Genomic DNA, 17,619 nt, shown 5'->3' on the forward strand with positions numbered 1-17,619 from the left:
ACGATGGAAAGGATTCCCATGTTGCCGCTGGCGGGACTGAGGATTGTCGCGGTGGAACAGTACGGCGCTGGGCCCTTCGGAACCCAGCATCTGGCCGACCTGGGCGCCGACGTGATCAAGGTGGAAAATCCCGCGCTCGGCGGCGACGTGGCGCGCAGCGTCGGCCCGCATTTCCTGGACGGGGGCGAAAGCTCGGCATCGAGCCTGTTCTTCCAATCGTTCAACAGAAACAAGCGCAGCATCGCACTCGACCTGAGTCGCGCCGGCGGTCGTCGCGTTTTCCATGACCTGGTGCGAACTGCCGATGCCGTCGCGTGCAACAATCGCGGCGATGTCCAGGACAAGCTTGGTCTGACCTACGCTCACCTCGGCAAGGTCAAGCAGTCCATCGTATGCGCGCACCTGACGGGGTATGGGCGCGAGGGCGAGCGCGCAGCGTGGCCCGGTTATGACTACCTGCTGCAGGCGGAGGCCGGCTATTTCGCGGTAACCGGCGAGCCGGGCAGCCCACCGGCCCGCATGGGGCTGTCGATCGTCGACTTCATGGCAGGCGCCTACTTGGCCTTGGCCGTGGTCTCGGGCGTGCACCAGGCGCGCGAGACCGGCCGTGGCCGCGATATGGACGTAACTCTGTTCGACACTGCGGTGTTCAACCTGAACTACCTGGCTACGTGGTACCTGGCGTCCGGCCACAATCAGGGGCGGGAACCCCGCTCCGCCCATCCGTCGTTGACTCCCTGTCAGCTATATATGACCAAGGACGGATGGATCTATTTGATGTGCAACAAGGAAAAATTCTGGGAGGAGCTCTGCGGCAAGATCGGGCGTGCCGAATGGGCAATCGACCCAAGGTTCGCGCAGTTTTCCGACCGGCTTCGCAACCGCGAGGCGCTGACGGGAATGCTGGACGACGTACTGTCGGAGAAAACCACGGCGGAGTGGATGGCCGTGTTTGCCGGCGCCGTGCCGGCGGCGCCGCTCAACGATGTGGCGCAGGCCCTGGACAACCCGTTTGTCGCCAACCGCGGTCGCATTCAGGATCTGTCGCAGCCCGGCGGCGGCACGTTCCGGATGTTGGCGAGTCCGATCCAGTGTCCCGGCGAAGCGCCCCCGGCATCCCCGGGCCCCGCGCTCGGCGGCGATACAGAAGCGCTACTGGACGAACTCGGCTATGATTCCGAGACCCGGTTGCGGCTTTTGGATACTGGTGTGGGATGAGTGACACTGCACTGATTGGCAAGACCCAGCCGCGCTACATCCTTGTGGCGCGACGGCTTATCGACGACATCACCACCGGTCGCTACCCCGTGGGAGACCTGCTTCCGACCGAAGCCGAGCTGTGCATACAGTACGGCGTCAGCCGGCACACGGTGCGCGAGGCTATCCGGGAAGTTATAGGGCTGGGCCTCGTCGCCCGGCGCCAAGGGGTCGGCACCCGCGTCGTCTCGCAGACGCCGTCGCGCGGCTACAGCCACATGTTGACGTCGTTCGATGACCTGCTGCGTTTCGCCACGGGCACTTCCCTCGTCGACGTGACCTCGGAGGACACGGTCGCCGACGCACGCCTTGCAGAACGTGGCCAGTTTCAGCGCGGGCAGAAGCTGGTCCGTTTCGAAGCGCTTCGGGTGCCGAGCGACGACACTGGAGCGTTGCCGCTGGCCTGGAGCGAGGTTTATGTCCTGGCCGCCTATGCCGATATTCGCGACGATATCGGGAAGCGCGAAGGCGCCATCGGCTGGTTCATAGAGCAGCGCTATGGCGTGCGGATCATGGAGATCCGACAAGAGATCGTCGCCGTCAACGTGGACGAAACGCTCGCCGGCAAGCTGCGCGTCGCGCCGGGAAGCCCGGCGCTGAGGATCGAGCGCTGCTACGTGGGCGACGACGGCGAGGTGTTCGAGTATGCGGTCAGCGTGAGCCCGGCGGACCGATATTCTTTTGCGATGCGCCTGACGCGGGACGCTGCGGGGTAGACATCACCGCGCGTTCCCACGGCTATGACACTGTCTCGCGGTTCACGATGACTCCGCCAAATGGGTGCATCGGCGCCCGAGTGCACTTCGACTGGCGCCGTTGACCAGTTCCTAATCAGACACGGTTAGTGTGGGCCTCCGACAGCTTCCGAAGGGTTCCGCATGATCGCTCGACTACTGAAATCCGCCGCGCTCGGACAGGCCGCCACCGCCGGTGCGCTGCTCATGACCGTCGTTTCCGGCACGCAGGCCGAGGCCGGGCCCGCCGGCGCGACGCCGCAACAGGTGCAGCTGGCGCTGGACCGGCTCGTGATGCGGCCAGACGGCCCGCCCGGCGCGATCGTCGTCGTCCGGCGCGGCGGCAAGCGCCAGGTCTTCACGGCAGGCACCGCGACCGTGTGCACGCTGCCGGCCGACTTGCCCTGCCGCCCATTTCGGCGTCCGCGCGCCGGCGACGCGATGCGGATCGCCAGTGTCTCGAAGACGTTCTCGGGCGCCACGGCACTGGCCCTCGTCACCGACGGCGCGCTTTCGCTCGACGATACCATCGGAACCGTCCTGCCCGACCTGCCCGCCGACTGGCACCCGGTCAGCCTGCGCGACCTGCTCAACCATACGAGCGGACTGCCCGATTTCGCCAAAAGCCCGAAATTCGGACCGACGATCGCCGCCTCGCCGCATCGGGCGCCGCCGCCGCGCACGCTGCTGTCGTTCGTCGAGGACCAGCCCCTCGCCTTCGCGCCGGGCACGGCCTACGCGTATTCGAATTCAGACAATATCGTCGTCGGCCTCATGGTCGAAAAGGCGGCGGGCGACCCCTACGCGAAGGTTCTCAAGCAGCGGATCTACCGGCCGCTGAGGCTGAGGCGCGCGGAACTGAAAAACCGCGCGGCGATGCCGCGTCCCTACATGCACGGCTATTCGATCGAGGCCGACGGCTCATACGATGACGTGAGTACCGAAATCGCCTTTGGCGGCTATGCCTGGGCATCGGGCGGGATCGTGGCCTCGCCTGCCGACCTGTCGACCTATGTCGGCGCCTATGTCGGTGGCGACCTGTTCGGCCGGACGGCCCGCAGGGCGCAGTTCCGGTTTCGCGCCGGAGATCAATCCAGCCCGCCCGGTCCGGGCCGGAACGCGGCCGGGCTCGCCCTGTTCCGCTACAAGACGCGGTGCGGCACCGTCTACGGCCATACCGGGTCTATCCTCGGCTATACGCAACTCGTCGCGGCGAGCCGTAACGGCCGGCGCAGCGTGACCTTCTCCATCAACACGCAAGCCGCCGCCTCCCTGATCCCCGCGCTGCGCCGGGCCCAGGTGAAGGCCGTCTGCCTGGCGCTCGGCAAATAGGCCGCGGCCGCGACCACGCATCGCCCCGACAGCGGGGCGATGCGGCCTTATGGTTTCAGCGCTCACACGCCCCGTTCATTCGACCGCGCAATCTGCAGTCCCGAAAGCGTTTGGAAAGGTGCCCAGGAAGATTGCGGCGCAAGAACGACTGAATCGCGATTGCCGGTTTCGGAAACACAGGCCCCGACAATGCCCGGCGGGCCATTCCGAATGACGATGAAGGTACCGCCCATTTCCAGTATGGAGCCATCCGGTACTTCCGTAGGCCGGATGCCGAACAGTCTGCCTAAAATGGCTGCCGCGGCGCCCGGATCGGGCGCCTGGACAGCGACAGCTGGCATCGCGACCATTGCGTTGGCATGGGTGACGAACTCGCGTCGGCGGTAGTGAAGCGGCGTGTGGTGGCGAACCGTGACGCAGGGCACCGGCAGTTCCGCGGGGTCGGGCAGGACGACCTCCAGATGAACGTCCAGGATCCTGCCCTCCCCGACCGGCCATTGCCGGCGGATCGACATCGGCCCCGAATGGCCAATGCCGATGGCATCCAGGTGCGCGCAGTACCGCGCCATGTCGTCGACGGCGACGACGATCGCGGCGGGTCCAAGGCGCTCGCCGAGGACCTCCAGAACCGCCTGAGGCACCTGCGCCTTGTCGGTAATCTGAAGAAACTCGATGAAACTGGTGGCACCGGGCGGGGCCTCGGCAAAACAGATCAACCGGTTGACCAGCCCGGGCATGACACTGGGCGGGCTCAGGGTAAATCCCGCGCTTTCCGCTTCCGCCGAGGCCGCATCGAGATCGCCGACCATCACCATCACATGGTCCAGCCCGAGGATGGCAGGCAAGCGGTCCGTATCTTCACGTCGCGCCGGCATCGCTACGGCTCAGGCGTTCAGTTTGGCTTCGGACCTGAAACCGCCGCGTCGCGAGGACATCGCGAGCATCACGAGGACGAACAACCCGGTTACGAGTTTCAGATCGGAGGGGTTCACGCCGGCCGCGAGACCTGCCGAGATCACCTGGTAGTAAACGACCGAGCCGACGAACGGGGCAGCGACCTGTCGCCCGACGCTCGAGCGACCGACGATCGCCTCGCCGATGATCAACGCCGCGAGGCCGTTGATCAGCACGCCGAACCCCATTGCCACATCCGCGTAGCCCTGGATCTGCGCGACCGAGGCGCCGGCGAAGGCGCTGAACGCGTTGGCGGCACCGACGCCCAGAAGCGTCATCTGCCAGGTGTTGATCCCGTTCGCCCGCGCCATTGCGCTGCTCGCACCGGTCGACCGCAGCCCCAGGCCACTGTCGGTGCGCAAGTACCAGCTCAACAGCAGGACGACCGCGACCACGACCGGAAGCCAGATGCTGTTCTGCAACAGCACATCGACGTTGAAGTTCGGAAAGATGCTGTCGAAGAACGTCGCCTCGGTGAACAGTGGCGTATTCGACTTGCCCATGATGCGCAGGTTCAGGCTCCACAGCATCGTGATCATCAGGATGCCGGCCAGGAGCGTGTTGATGCGCAGATTGAGGTGGATGAGCGCGGTCGCACACCCGGCAAGGAAACCGGCCGCGACGGCGATCATGAACGCGAGGGAAGGCGGAACGCCGGCAACCAGCAAGGCGGCGCACAGGCATCCGCCCAGTGGAAACGCGCCTTCGCATGTCAGATCGGGAAAGTTCAGCAATCGGAACGGGATCATGATGCCGAGCGCGACGAACCCGTAGACCAGACTCTGCGCCAGCGTTACCGGCACGAGGCTCCAGAAGCCACTTATGAAATCGATCATTATTGCACCAGAAGCGCCTTGTCGTCGGAGAGGTGGAACCGCTCGACGAGAGCTTCGACCGTCAGTTTCGCCTTCTCCTCGCCGGAGGCCTCGAACACGATCTTGCCCTCATGCATCATGATCAACCGGTTCCCGCAATCGATCGCGTGCTGCATGTTGTGGGTGATCATCAGCGTCGTGATGCGCGAATTTTCCACGGCGTGGATTGTCGCTGCCATGACCGCTTCCGCTGTCCTGGGATCGAGCGCGGCGCAGTGCTCGTCAAGCACCAGCGCCTTGGGGTGCTGAAGGCACGCCATTATCAAGGACAGTGCCTGCCTCTGCCCGCCGGAAAGCATCTCCACCTGGGTCTGAAGCCGGTCTTCCAGGCCGAGACCGAGCGGTTCCAGCGCTTCGGCAAACCGTTTGCGACGGGCGCCCGTCAGCGAGTAGGTCAAGGTTCGATACTGACCGCGCTTCAGGGCAACCGAAAGGTTCTCCTCGACCGTCAACCCGGCCGCGGTCCCTTGCGAGGGATCCTGAAACACGCGCGCCACATACCGGGCCCGACGGTGGACGGGGGCGAGCGTAATGTCGTCGTCCCCGATGATGACCCGCCCCGTGTCGGGGGAAACCTCGCCCGCCACAACGTTCAGAAGCGTACTCTTCCCCGCCCCGTTGCTGCCGATCACCACCGTAAAATCGCCCTCGGCAAGGGTAAGGTCGATCCCGCAAAGGGCATGGCGTTCGGTCGGCGTGTTGGGGTTGAAGGTCTTCCAAACGTCCGAGACTGCAAGGGCGGACTGGGTTTGCACCATCAGTCCAGGCTCACTGAACGCTGTCGGCGTAGGCGTCGGGCACCGTTACGCCCCAGCGCTCAACCTGCGGCTTGCTGATGACGACGCTGTGATCGGCAGGGGTCGGCACCGTCGGCGGAATTTCCGAGACCTTCTTTCCCTTGAAGACCTGGTCGACGATACCGGCCGCGCTTGCGCCGATCTTCGGCCAGTCTACCGAGTAGGACGCAAGCATCTCGCCCTTCTCGACGGGCGCCGGCAGGCCGTTGAAGGCCGGGACACCGATCCGTTCCGCGATCGCGGCAATCTGGGCCGTCGCAGGCTGAAACAGGTTGGACGGGAAGACGTAAATCGCATCCACCTTGCCATTCAGCGACTGGATGCGCTGCGGCAGATCGTTGACGTTGTCTACTCCGACCAGCACCAGCTCGATGCCATGCTTCGGCGCAAATTCGACGAGACGTTCGCGCAGCGCGTTGTCGGCGTCGTCGCCGGGATTGTAAGGCACGCCGAGCCGAGTGAGATCCGGCATCAGTTCCTTCACGAAGGCCAGCGTGCCATCCATGTCGACCAGATTGGACGCGCCGGTCATGTTCGGGGCGGCGGTGCTCCAGTCGGGAACGAGGCCGGCGACGACCGGATCCTGCACGGCGGCGAAGACAACCGGGATAGAGGGGTCCTGCAAAGCCCGCACCGCAGTCTGCGTCACCGGCGTCGTGATCGTCACGACGACATCGGGCTTGTCAGCAGCGATCTTCGCCAGCATCTGCGGAATGACGTTCCGCTCCCAGTTCACCTGATCATAGGTGAAGGTAACGTCGTCGTAACCCCGTTCGGCCATCGACTCCTTCAGGCCGTCGATCACCAGCTGGAGCGCCGGATGATCGCCGAAATTGGCGATCGCGATCGTCTTTGGTTCCGCATGAGCGGCTGTCACGTTCATGACAACGGCTGCGATAGCGGGAAGAACCCATTTCATAATTTCATCCCCTTCGTTGTTGCGCCCTCTGCCGGGCGTCATTGATTAAGTTTCAGACCGTTTGTTCGAGCGTTGCGTGTGTGTTGAGGAACGATGCGAGTACCGTGTTGAACTCGTCGGGTTTCTCGATGTTCATGAGATGCCCGGCATCGTCGACGACTTCGTATCGGCAGCCGGGGATCTGATCGGCGATCGCACGCATCTGCGTAGTAGCTGCCACCGCATCGTGGCTCGCGGCGACCACCAACGTAGGTACATCAATCGTCGACATGTCGAGGAACGGCGCGATCGACAACCGCGCTTCCATCGTCTTGCGGTAGGCTTCCGGGTGCAGGGCTTCGAGGCTGGCGCGTATTGTCCGTGTCGCGTGCGCCGACGGATTCGGGCCGAGCAGGCGCGGCAGCATCTTCTCCACCGTTATGGCAGCCTCCCCGCTCGCTGTCGACGAAATGCGTTCGGCCGCGAACCTCTTGGGATCGTCGAACACCGGCCGGTCGCCGGGCCGACAGGCCGCCAGCGTAAGGCTGAGTGTGCGGGCACGATGGCGGGCGTAGAAGGCCTGTACGACGAGCCCTCCCATGGACAGCCCGACCAGATGAGCCCTCTTGGCGCCTATAAATTCGAGGGTCCGCGAAATGTCTTCGACGAAGTCGAAAAAATCGAGCGACCCGGCCGGATCCTGGCTGTCTCCGTAACCGCGGAGGTCAATGGCGACCGCCCGGTAGTTTCCGGACAAACTGCGAAGCTGATCGGCCCAGTTGGATCGATTGCCTCCAATGCCATGGACGAAAATCACGACGGGACCATCGCCAACAACATCGGCGACGAGGGCGGGCGAGCCCAGAATGTCAACGGTCTCAACGTTCATGAATTGACAATGCAGCGGGAAAACTCATTATTACAAGTATGCACGTTACGCCTAGGGCATAATCCACAGTTATGAGTCGTGAACTCTGAAACCCTCCTCCAGTTTCTGGCCGTCTATCGACGCCGCGGCATAGGCAAGGCCAGTCGACAGGTGGGCGTGTCGCAACCGGCAATCAGCAATGCAATCCGTCGCCTCGAAGACGAGCTGAAGGTGACGCTGTTCAACCGAACGCCGACGGGCGTGGAGCCGACGACCTATGCCGACGCCCTTGCGAGGCGGGCTGAAGTCATAAGCAACGAACTTGATCGCGCGCGCCTCGAGATCCTGGGGCTGCGCACCCTCACACAGGGCGAAGTCCGGCTTGGCGTCGGTCCTGCACTTGCGACGTCGCTGGTGTCCGAAGCACTCGCGAGCTTTCTGCAGGAGAGATCGAAGATCGTTGTGTCGCTACTGGAGGGGCTATTCGACGAACTGACTGAAGGGGTCGAGAGCGGTCGGCTCGATTTCGCGGTAACCACGAATCCGGCGTTCCCGCTTTCCGACGAGCTTTCGTCCGAACCACTGTTTAGCGGTCAATTTCGTTTCGTCGTTCGACCCGACCACCCACTCGCCCATTCCCGGAATGTACGCCCCGGAGATCTCCTCGACTTTCCGTGGGTACTTCCCCCGAGCGACGGAATGCTGTGGCACAGCGTCAAGACGACGTTCGACACCCTTGGCCTCCGGCAGCCTGACGTGAGGGTCGAGACCAACTCGGGCGGCTGCATCAAGGCCCTGCTGCGAAGCGGTCTCTATGTCAGCCTCGTACCGCCATATCTGGTTATGCAGGAAGTCGAGTTGAATGAAATCGCGATACTCTCCGTCCCAAGCATACAGATCCCATGGGATGTCGTGGTGCTTCGCCGCGCCGGATCGACCGCATCTCCATCGACCGAAGCCTTCCTCGCCCATCTGCGCGACACGCTAGGCAGCGACGAACGGGCGCGCGTCTTGTCGGGAGCCAACCAATGACGCAGCGCTCGTCAGCGGAATCGTCCGCGCGGGTCGCCGTGATAACGGGCGGGGCGAGCGGGATCGGCCGCGCCATTGCGCTGGAACTGGCCGGCCAAGGTTTCGAGATTGTCCTGCTCAATCGCAACCAGCAGGCCGCCGACGAAGTCCGCCGCGAAATCGAAACGGTAGGCGGCCACGCTGTCGGCATCGCCTGCGACGTGAGCGACGAGGCCTCCGTGCGGCAGGCCTTTGACCAGATCACGCGATGCGACGTGCTCGTCAACAGCGCCGGCACGATGTCGCAGCTCTCTTTCGAAGACGTCCCTCGGGACGAATTCCAGCGGCTGATCTCGGTCAATCTGCTGGGCGTAATGACATGCTGCCAATGCGCCCTGCCGCTGATGCGGGACGGCGGACGGATCATCAATATCTCGTCGCGGGCCGCGCTTGGCGGAAAGGGTATATCCCACTACGGCGCGACGAAGGCGGCGGTGAACGCGCTGACCCGCAGCATGGCGGCCGAATTGCTGGACCGCGGCATTACCGTCAATGCGATCCTTCCGGGCTTCATAGACACGCCGTTGTCCAGGTCCGCCCTGAACGACGAGCAGTTCGAAGCCTTCGCCGCGAAACAGCCGCTTGGCCGCGCAGGCCGGCCAGACGATGTCGCCTGGGCTGTGGCGTTCCTCGCCTCACCGCGGGCGGGGTTCGTCACCGGCGAGTGCATACTTGTCGACGGCGGCAAGAGCCTGCCCGCCTGATGTCTCGCTTACCGGCCTGGACTTCTTGCCATTGAAGGAACCGTATCGTGCCCATGGAAGCCAACCTCGATCTCAAATGGGTGAAGATGTTTCACGAGAGCTTCCAGCTTTCGGGCGTCGAGCCGGGCCAGATGGTCGCGATCGTCTCGGAGAGCCAGTCGAATCCCGTCCTCGTCAGGCTGGCGGAGCTCGGTCTTGGCTTGTGCGGAGCGCGCGTCGTCACGGTCACTGTGCCCAGCGCCGCGGTCAGAACAGTGCAGCCGATACGCTCTACCGGCACGGCCGCCGCCTATGATGACTACGGGATGCTTCTGAATGCGATCGCGGGCTGCGCACTGATCGTCGATGTCACCGTCGAGGGGCTGCTGCACAGCCCGGTACGGCAGGAGGTGCTGAAGGCCGGCGGCCGGATCTACATGATTTCGAATGAACATCCCGAGGTGCTGGAGCGCTGCCGGCCCGACCCGAAGTTGGCCGACAGGGTCGACTACTCTCTCAAGCGGCTCGCCGAGGGCAAACGCATGCATGTGACGTCGTCGGCCGGAACGGACCTGACGGTCGACATCGCAGGCGCGCCGGTTCGCGGCGGGGCGGGATTCCTCGGGCCGAATGTTCCGATCGCCTATTGGCCGGCCGGGCTTGCCCTGTGCTTTCCATTGGCGGGGAGCGTCAACGGACGCGTCGTTCTCGATGTCGGCGACGTCAACCTGACGTTCAAGCGGTATATCGAGACCCCCGTGACACTGATGATCGACAACGACATCGTTGTCGAAATATCAGGTGACGGGCTCGATGCCGTCACGCTGCGCTCGTACTTCGCCGCGTGGAACGATCCCGTCGCCTACACGATCGCGCATGTCGGCTGGGGGCTGAATCCCGGGGCTACTTGGGACTCCCTGATGATGTACGACAAGAACGAGATCAATGGGACCGAGCTGCGGGCCGTCGAGGGCAATTTCCTGATCTCGACCGGCGCCAACGAGTTCGCCAATCGATATACGCCCTGCCATTTCGATTTTCCGATGCGCGCATGCACCGTCGAACTGGACGGACAAACAGTCGTACGTGAAGGGCGGCTTCAGGAGCCGTACCTGTAGGGCGCGCCAGCGGCGCCCCTTCAGCCGTGTCGCCCCTGTCCAACGAGCAGTCGACGGCGGGAAGGCCCGGCAGGGTGCTGTCGCTTCGGTTCCACCAGCGGGAGAGCCGGAGGCGATGGCCCGTTCCACGCCGCGGCCAACGGCATAGCGAGGCGAACAGGACAACGGGCCTTTTGAAGGCGTTTCCCGTGCGCGCCCGCTATCGCAGTTGCGTCGGGAGCCAGGTGGCCAGCTCCGGAAACACCAGGACCAGGCCGATCACCAGGTAGATGATCACGACATAGGGCAGGACCGCGGCCCAGATGTCGGCGATCGTAACGCCCCGAAGCCGATCGCACCCGGGCATGTCTTTCGTCTGTTCAACAATTCCCTTGAGATAAAAGAGATTCATGCCGAACGGCGGCGTCACGTATCCCGCGGCGATCGAGATCATCAGGATCACGCCGAACCAGACCGGATCGATGCCGAGCATCTGGACCACGGGCATCAGGATCGGGCTGACGATGAAAATGATCGCGGCGCCGTCGATGAACATTCCCAGAAGCGTCGTAAGGACGATGAACACCAGCAGCATCTCCGTGACGCCCAGCTCCATGCCGATGATGTAGGAGGCAATGAGATTGGCCGAACCGGAAAACTGCAACAGGCGCGAGAACAGCGCGCCACCGATCAACAGCGTCATCACCATGACGGAAACCTGGCCGGAAGTGACCATGACCTCCTTCATGCGCTTCGGGCCGAGCTGACCGCGCGCAAGCCCGATGACAAGCGTACCGAATGCGCCGATGCCGGCAGCCTCCGACGGCGTCGCGGCGCCCGTCCAGATCGCGCCGAGCACGAGCACGATCAATCCGACCGGCAACACGATCAAACCCGTGGCGCGGATCTTCTCCCGCAGCGTCGGACGCTCGTCCTTCGGAATCGGCGGGGCCAGCGACGGGTCGCGGGCGCAGATGACCAGCACATAGATGCAGAAACACAATGCGATCAGGAGCCCCGGCACCATGCCGCCAAAGAAAAGGCTGCCTATCGGGATGCCCGTGAAGCCGCCCAGCAGGACGCCGATCACCGTGGGCGGGATCAGGATGCCGAGCGCGCCGCCCGGCGGCAAACCGCCGAGCGCAAGCCGCACGTCGTAGCCACGGCGGATCATCTCGGGCACGGCCAGAATGCCGAGCACCAGTACCGCCGTGCCGCCGATGCCGGTCATCGCGGCGACAAGCGTCGAGGCTATGATGGTCCCGACGGCCAATCCGCCCGGCACGCCGCCGGTCCACTTGTATATGACTTCGTAGAGCATCGCGCCGATGCCGGTTTTCTCGAGCGCAACCGCCATCAGGATGAACAGTGGCGCGGCTATATAGATCTCGGTCGTCGAGGTCTCGAAGATCGTCGCCGGCAGGAGGTGCAGGATGACGGTTCCCTGCAGCAGCAGGGACCAGATCAGCGAGACGCCGATCAGAGCGAATGCAACCGGCAGGCCCGTCGCGAGAAACAGGATCAGATTGCCGAAGATCAGGATCGTGGCTAGTTCGGGACTCACGCGCGTGCCTTTCCGAGGGCGACACGCAGGTCGCGGAAGAACTTGACGACGACCTGTACCGCAAGCAGGGCGCCGCACAGCGGCAGCAGGAACTTGATCGGCCACAGCGGCGGCGCGAGCAGCGTCGAAGCGCGCTGTCCCCGCAAGAAGGCCTTGTAGAAATATTCCCAGCCGGTCCAAAGGATGATGACCGCGATGAACAGCAGCAGCGGGGCGTAGAGGACGTCGAGCCAGGCACGGGCCCGCTCGGAGAGCCTGCTGGTGAACACGTCGACGCGAATATGCATGTCACGCCGATAGACGTCGGCAATGCCCAGCATGATCATCGCCATCATCAACTGGACGTTGACGTCCCAGGCCCAGATCGTCGGCCGGCCGAAGAAATAGCGCGAGCCCACCTCGTAGGCGACGACCAGCGCCATGGCGCCCAGCAGAAACGACGATACCGTGGCGACGCCTTGGCTGAAACGGTCCAAGAAAGTCGTCTTTCCGCCCGGCGCGCTCGTCGGATCCGGCATGCTCATTTCACAGACCTCGCGGGACGTTGCGGACCGTCCCGGGCGGCCAGCGGCCGCCCGGGAAACCCTTGATCAATCAAGCTCGCCGTAATCCTTTTGCTGCTGCTTGACGATCTCGACGCCCTTGGCAGCCAGCTCCGAACGGGTGGCGATTTCATTCCACAGCTCAAGCGCCACGGCGTTCATCTTGGCGCGATCCGCCTCGGACAGCTCGACCGGAGTCACGCCCGCCGCCTTGATCGTGCCCACGCCTTCGGTCTCCACCGCCGAGTAGTTCATGGTCTGCGCGAGATTGCCGTAGTACGCGGCGAACTCGATCACCTCCTGAAGGTCTTCCGGCAGAGACTCCCAGGTATCGCGGTTGACCACCCAGTGGCCCACGCCGGTATTCAGGTTCGGCGACAGGATCATCGATTTCACGAAGCCCTGCAGGTCCTGCTCGTGGATGGCCGCGGGGCCGTAGACCATGCCATCGATGGTGCCGAGCTGAAGCGCCGTGTACAGCTCCGCGCCCGGCACCACGACCGGCGACGCGCCGAGCTTCTGCATCAGTTCGCCGTAAACGCCGACTGCCCGGATCTTCTTGCCCTTGAGATCCTCGAGGCTCTCGATCGGCTCGCGCAGGGCGATGCCGTAGTTAAGGCTGATGATCGCCGGGAACCACTTGACGTTGAAGCGGCTCTCGTAGGCTTCCTCGATGACGTCCTTGAGGCCACGGTTGAAGTAGGCGTCGTAGGCTTCCCAGGGCTCCTGCCAGGCGAGCGGCAGCCCGACCTCGACGTCCGCCTCCGGAATATCACCGCTATAGAAACCGCCCCAGGACTGACTGATGTCGAGCACACCCTGATCGACCGCCTCAAGCATCCCGGTGACCGATACCAGTGCACCGGCATCATAGACTTCGAACTTGATGCGGCCGTCGCTCATCTCTTCGACGAGCTTGCGGAAACCTTCGCCGTTCTTGGTGGCGTAGGCCTGGTTCGACGGGTGCGAGACCTGATAGCGCAGGGTGTAGACTTTGTCGTCGTCGGCGGCCGCGCTTCCGGCGAATGCCGTCAGCGACGCGGCAAGTCCAACCGCGGCGAACGTTTTCCAGTGATTGGTCATAAAGACCCTCCTCCTTTTTGTCGGTAAAGCCCGTTCTCGGAACAGGGCGCAATACGACCCGGGACATAGCCGTCATGCAACACGCCGGAGACCGTAGTGCACTGTGCGCACAAACCCGGCCCGTGCACGGGCGCAGCTTCCCCTACAGGAGGTCATTTGCCGGCGAATCTAGAGAACGCCGCCTGGAGACCCGACGCGCCGCGTCAGGTTCCCGCCAGTGCCGCCCTCTCGGCGGCAATCGCCTTCTCGATAGCGCCGATACAGGCCGAGAACGGCTCCATATACCGCCTGGCGGCTTCTTCGGGGGTCATGACCGTCGTGAAGTAGACAAGGTTCAGAGCCCCGAGCACATGCCCGTTCGAACTGAGAACGGGCCGGGCTATGGCGCTGATCTTGCGCTCGGATTCCCCCACGGAACTGGCGAAACCGTCCCGGCGCACCTTCTCGATGGTGCGTCGGACGAAGGACTCGCTGCGCAGGTCCTCCGCATCCTGGCCACCGGTGGTACAGACGATCGCGCGGATCGCCTCCAGCTCCCGTTCGGTCATCGCCGATATGATCGCCTTGCCCAGCGCGGACCGGAGCAATAGCCGGCTTTTGCCGATCATCGCGTGATGGATCGACATCGGGCTGATCTTGTGGGTGGAGTATCGGATGACGACCTCGCCGAGGATGAAGCTGGCGAAGTCGCTGGGCCACAGGATCTCCGAGGTCAGTTCGCGGATATAGGGGGCGGCGATCTGCGCGTGCAGGTCATTGGTTTTGATCCCGTCCGCGATCTGCGACAGCTTGGAGGTCAGGGAGACCGCACCATCCTCCTCGCGGCGGACGACATAGCCCTGATCGGCTAGCGTGCTGAGCAGCCGGTAAACCGTTGTGCGGTCGATCCCCACGGCCTTGCTCAGGATTTGCGGCGACGTCCAGCCCAGTTCCCCAAGTGCCTCGATAATCTGCAGCCCGCGCGCCAGCGAGCGCACGTCCTTGTATGGCCGGGACACGTCCTAATCCTTCTCGGGCACCCCCCTGTTCTCATAGCGAACAACCCTGGAAACGAGGTTGTCAAGGGTCGGGCCATTTTTCAGGTTCACGCCACGAGTGGATGACGGGTCGGCGGGGCTGCTGCGCGCCGGTCGAACAAGGAGAAGTGTCGATGATCGTCGGGTCTGTTTGCATGTCCCACAGTCCGCTGCTTGAGCGCAATCGCGCCGATCCCGGCATCGAACAGCGCTTCAACGCGGCGATCGCGGCAGCGGCCGACTATGTCGCCGACTTGGCCCCGGATCTGACGATCGTCATCCACCCCGACCACATCAACGGCTTCTTCTATGACCTTCTGCCCGCGTTCTGCGTCGGCATCCAGGCGACCTCGATCGGCGATTTCGGCACCGCGGCCGGCAAGCTCTCGATCCCCGAGGACACCGCGATGGATCTGGCGCGCTCCATCCTCGACGACGGAGTCGACACGGCGATTTCTTATAAGATGGAAGTCGATCACGGTGCGGTGCAGCCGGTAGAGATTCTGTCGGCCAAGCACGACCTGTCCAACCTGATCCCGGTGTTCATCAACTGCGCCGCCGCCCCGCGACCGACATTCGATCGTGTTCGCGCCCTCGGCCGTGCCGTCGGCGCCTGGGCGCAGCGGCGTCCGGAGCGGATCCTGATTATCGGCTCGGGCGGGCTGTCGCACGATCCGCCCATGCCGGCGCTCGCCGGCGCCGCGCCGGAGGTGCGCAACCGCCTCATCAACGGTGGTGAGCTGACCCACGCCCAGCGCGTGGCGCGGCAATCCAAGGCGGTTCAGGAAAGCGAGAAGGTCCTTGCCGGCACGTCGAAGACGCTTCCGCTCGATCCCGCCTGGGACAGGAAACTGCTGGACGGTTTCCTCTCCGGCGACCTGACCACGCTCGACGCCAGCAGTGACGAGGAGATCACGGCAACGGGCGGACGCGGCGGCCACGAGGTGCGCAGCTGGTTTGCGACGCTCGCCGCACTGGGGCCGAACTACAAGGCGGAAGAGCTGTTCTACGAGCCAATGAACGTCTGGCTGACCGGTATGGGCGTGCTGAAGGCCGATCCTGCCTGAGCGGGGGCGAGCCCCCCATTCACACACCTTCGCGCGCGCCCGGCAGCGCATCGGACCACTGCGTCAGGAGTATCGTCGTGACAACGCAGCATAAATCCATATGGACCGACCTGACGGCGGTTCCGTTCTCCCAGGGCTATATCGATGCCGACGGCATCAGGACCCGCTATCTCTCGTCGGGTTCGCCCGACAAGCCGCTGCTGATCCTCATTCACGGCACCGGCGGCCACGCCGAAGCGTACAGCCGCAACATGGCCGCGCACGGCGCGCATTTCTGGACCGTGTCGATCGACCTGGTCGGCCACGGCTGGTCCGACAAGCCGACCATCGATTATGAAATTCCCGCCTACGGCGCCCATGTGATGTCCGTGATCAAGGCGCTGGGACGCGACAAGGCACATATCTCCGGCGAATCGCTGGGCGGCTGGGTGGCGGCGTGGATCGCCATTCATCATCCCGAGATGGTCGAGCGCCTCGTTCTCAACACGTCGGGCGGCTGGACGGCTCATCCCGAGGTGATGAAGCGGATCCACCGGCTTTCGATGGAAGCGGTGCGCGACCCGAACTACGACCGGATCCGCGAGCGGCTGGAATTCCTCATGCACGACAAGGCGCACGTCAACGACGATCTCGTCGAGGCGCGCCGCGCGATTTACTCCCAGCCCGGCTACGTCGAGACGATGGAACGGGTGCTGTGCCTCCAGGACATGGAGACCCGCAAGCGCAACATGCTCTCCGAAGAGGATACGGCGAAAATCACGGCGCCGACGCTGGTGCTGTGGACCTCGCACGACCCCACGGCGACACCGGAGGAAGGGCAGATGATCTCCAGGATGATCCCCGGCGCGCGCTACGAGGTGATGAACGGCTGCGGGCACTGGCCGCAGTTCGAGAACGCGCCGCACTTCAACACGCTGCACATCGACTTCCTCCTCGGCCGATGAGCCGTACCGGGGACAGCAGGAGCTTCTAGGTATGACGACGAGCATCGAGGATATGGCCGCGACGCTGTTCGAGGCCCGCTCGAACCTGCGTCAGATCGCGCCGCTGCGCGAAACGATGGGTCTGGCGCGGATCGAGGACGCGCTGGCCGTTCAGGAATCGGTGACCGGCCGGTGGCTCGACCGGGGCCGCCGCCTGGTCGGCCGCAAGATCGGACTAACCGCCGAAGCCGTCCAGAAACAAATGGGTGTGGACGAGCCCGACTACGGCGTGCTGTGGGCCGACTACGCGTTTTCCGACGGCGACACGGTGGACATGGCGCGCTTCATGCAGCCGCGTGCTGAGGCAGAGATCGCCTTCGTCATGGACCGCGGTCTGGCCGACCCCGACGCCGCCATGACCGACGTGATCCGCGCGGTCGCCTACGCGGTTCCGGCGCTTGAGGTTATCGACAGCGCCATCGCCGACTGGAACATCGGGCTCGTCGATACCGTCGCCGACAACGCATCGGGCGGTGGTTTCGTACTGGGCAAGAGCCCGCGCCGGATCAGCGACGTCGACCTGCGGCTGTGCGGCATGATCATGAGCCGCAATGGCGCACAGGCCTCGCTCGGGCTCGGCGCGGCCTGTCTCGGCCACCCGCTGACCGCGGTGCTCTGGCTGGTGCGGAAGATGGCGTCGATCGGGCGGCCGGTCGAAGAAGGCGACATCATTCTTTCAGGCTCGCTGGGCCCGGTCGTGCCGATAGCGGCAGGCGACGAATTCTCGGTCGAAATCCAGGGATTCGAGCCGTTTCACGTCGGCTTCGCCGGCTAGAGGCACATCGGGTTGGGAACGAA

At 64.1% G+C, this 17,619-nt stretch carries 18 protein-coding genes; 9 read left to right on the forward strand and 9 right to left on the reverse strand.

Annotated elements, in window-relative coordinates; all coding sequences use genetic code 11:
* The first annotated feature begins 18 nt into the window (after positions 1-18).
* The 3 genes from MUB46_RS18920 to MUB46_RS18930 all read left to right on the forward strand — a co-directional run bounded on the left by MUB46_RS18920 (position 19) and on the right by MUB46_RS18930 (position 3,323).
* Positions 19-1,218, forward strand: coding sequence for a CaiB/BaiF CoA transferase family protein (locus tag MUB46_RS18920; RefSeq protein WP_261617520.1), 1,200 nt, complete (start codon positions 19-21; stop codon positions 1,216-1,218).
* A complete protein-coding gene (locus MUB46_RS18925) occupies positions 1,215-1,973 on the forward strand; it encodes a GntR family transcriptional regulator (RefSeq protein WP_261617521.1) in 759 nt (252 codons plus the stop codon). The genes MUB46_RS18920 and MUB46_RS18925 overlap by 4 nt, the downstream gene beginning before the upstream one ends.
* A 162-nt stretch (positions 1,974-2,135) precedes the next feature.
* Complete coding sequence (locus tag MUB46_RS18930; protein ID WP_261617522.1) at positions 2,136-3,323, forward strand: serine hydrolase domain-containing protein; 1,188 nt, start codon at positions 2,136-2,138, stop codon at positions 3,321-3,323.
* A gap of 62 nt (positions 3,324-3,385) precedes the next feature.
* On the opposite strand, the gene MUB46_RS18935 is transcribed toward MUB46_RS18930, so the two are convergent.
* The 5 genes from MUB46_RS18935 to MUB46_RS18955 all read right to left on the reverse strand — a co-directional run bounded on the left by MUB46_RS18935 (position 3,386) and on the right by MUB46_RS18955 (position 7,736).
* Entirely contained in the window at positions 3,386-4,168 is a 783-nt protein-coding gene (locus tag MUB46_RS18935; protein WP_261617523.1) for a VOC family protein, read from the reverse strand.
* A 39-nt stretch (positions 4,169-4,207) separates the two neighbouring features.
* On the reverse strand, positions 4,208-5,113 hold the full coding sequence (locus MUB46_RS18940) for an ABC transporter permease (protein ID WP_261617524.1): 906 nt from the start codon (positions 5,111-5,113) through the stop codon (positions 4,208-4,210).
* The gene (locus tag MUB46_RS18945; protein ID WP_261617525.1) at positions 5,113-5,910 is read right to left on the reverse strand and encodes an ABC transporter ATP-binding protein; all 798 of its coding nucleotides are present in this window, start codon (positions 5,908-5,910) and stop codon (positions 5,113-5,115) included. The genes MUB46_RS18940 and MUB46_RS18945 overlap by 1 nt, the downstream gene beginning before the upstream one ends.
* A gap of 10 nt (positions 5,911-5,920) precedes the next feature.
* Positions 5,921-6,832, reverse strand: a complete 912-nt coding sequence (locus tag MUB46_RS18950) for an ABC transporter substrate-binding protein (protein ID WP_261617526.1) — start codon at positions 6,830-6,832, stop codon at positions 5,921-5,923.
* A gap of 88 nt (positions 6,833-6,920) precedes the next feature.
* Positions 6,921-7,736: an alpha/beta fold hydrolase gene (locus tag MUB46_RS18955; protein WP_261617527.1), complete on the reverse strand. Its 816-nt coding sequence runs from the start codon at positions 7,734-7,736 to the stop codon at positions 6,921-6,923.
* A gap of 78 nt (positions 7,737-7,814) precedes the next feature.
* On the opposite strand from MUB46_RS18955, the gene MUB46_RS18960 reads away from it, so the two are divergent.
* Genes MUB46_RS18960 through MUB46_RS18970 form a run of 3 tightly spaced genes read left to right on the forward strand, consistent with a single transcriptional unit; the run spans position 7,815 to position 10,587 of the window.
* A complete protein-coding gene (locus tag MUB46_RS18960) occupies positions 7,815-8,747 on the forward strand; it encodes a LysR family transcriptional regulator (protein WP_261617528.1) in 933 nt (310 codons plus the stop codon).
* The gene (locus MUB46_RS18965) at positions 8,744-9,490 is read left to right on the forward strand and encodes an SDR family NAD(P)-dependent oxidoreductase (protein WP_261617529.1); all 747 of its coding nucleotides are present in this window, start codon (positions 8,744-8,746) and stop codon (positions 9,488-9,490) included. Before MUB46_RS18960 ends, MUB46_RS18965 begins: the two co-directional genes overlap by 4 nt.
* 53 nt (positions 9,491-9,543) lie before the next feature.
* Positions 9,544-10,587, forward strand: a complete 1,044-nt coding sequence (locus MUB46_RS18970; protein ID WP_261617593.1) for a 2,5-dihydroxypyridine 5,6-dioxygenase NicX family protein — start codon at positions 9,544-9,546, stop codon at positions 10,585-10,587.
* Positions 10,588-10,786: 199 nt separating this feature from the next.
* Here the strand turns inward: MUB46_RS18970 and MUB46_RS18975 are convergent, their stop codons facing one another.
* The 4 genes from MUB46_RS18975 to MUB46_RS18990 form a co-directional block, all read right to left on the reverse strand.
* Positions 10,787-12,130 carry a TRAP transporter large permease gene (locus MUB46_RS18975; protein ID WP_261617530.1) on the reverse strand — a complete coding sequence of 448 codons (1,344 nt, stop codon included), beginning with the start codon at positions 12,128-12,130 and terminating at the stop codon, positions 10,787-10,789.
* Positions 12,127-12,606: a TRAP transporter small permease subunit gene (locus MUB46_RS18980; RefSeq protein ID WP_261617531.1), complete on the reverse strand. Its 480-nt coding sequence runs from the start codon at positions 12,604-12,606 to the stop codon at positions 12,127-12,129. Before MUB46_RS18980 ends, MUB46_RS18975 begins: the two co-directional genes overlap by 4 nt.
* Positions 12,607-12,720: 114 nt before the next feature.
* On the reverse strand, positions 12,721-13,755 hold the full coding sequence (gene dctP, locus MUB46_RS18985; protein ID WP_261617532.1) for a TRAP transporter substrate-binding protein DctP: 1,035 nt from the start codon (positions 13,753-13,755) through the stop codon (positions 12,721-12,723).
* 203 nt (positions 13,756-13,958) lie between these two features.
* Positions 13,959-14,753, reverse strand: coding sequence for an IclR family transcriptional regulator domain-containing protein (locus MUB46_RS18990; RefSeq protein WP_261617533.1), 795 nt, complete (start codon positions 14,751-14,753; stop codon positions 13,959-13,961).
* A 152-nt stretch (positions 14,754-14,905) separates the two neighbouring features.
* On the opposite strand from MUB46_RS18990, the gene MUB46_RS18995 reads away from it, so the two are divergent.
* The 3 genes from MUB46_RS18995 (at position 14,906) to MUB46_RS19005 (ending at position 17,596) form a co-directional block, all read left to right on the forward strand.
* Entirely contained in the window at positions 14,906-15,838 is a 933-nt protein-coding gene (locus MUB46_RS18995) for a 3-carboxyethylcatechol 2,3-dioxygenase (protein ID WP_261617534.1), read from the forward strand.
* 77 nt (positions 15,839-15,915) lie between these two features.
* Positions 15,916-16,782: an alpha/beta fold hydrolase gene (locus tag MUB46_RS19000; protein WP_261617535.1), complete on the forward strand. Its 867-nt coding sequence runs from the start codon at positions 15,916-15,918 to the stop codon at positions 16,780-16,782.
* Between the two features lie 31 nt (positions 16,783-16,813).
* Positions 16,814-17,596 carry a 2-keto-4-pentenoate hydratase gene (locus MUB46_RS19005; protein ID WP_261617536.1) on the forward strand — a complete coding sequence of 261 codons (783 nt, stop codon included), beginning with the start codon at positions 16,814-16,816 and terminating at the stop codon, positions 17,594-17,596.
* Positions 17,597-17,619 lie beyond the last annotated feature (23 nt).

The organism is Microbaculum marinisediminis (assembly GCF_025397915.1).
Taxonomy (GTDB): Bacteria; Pseudomonadota; Alphaproteobacteria; order Rhizobiales; family Tepidamorphaceae; genus Microbaculum; species Microbaculum marinisediminis.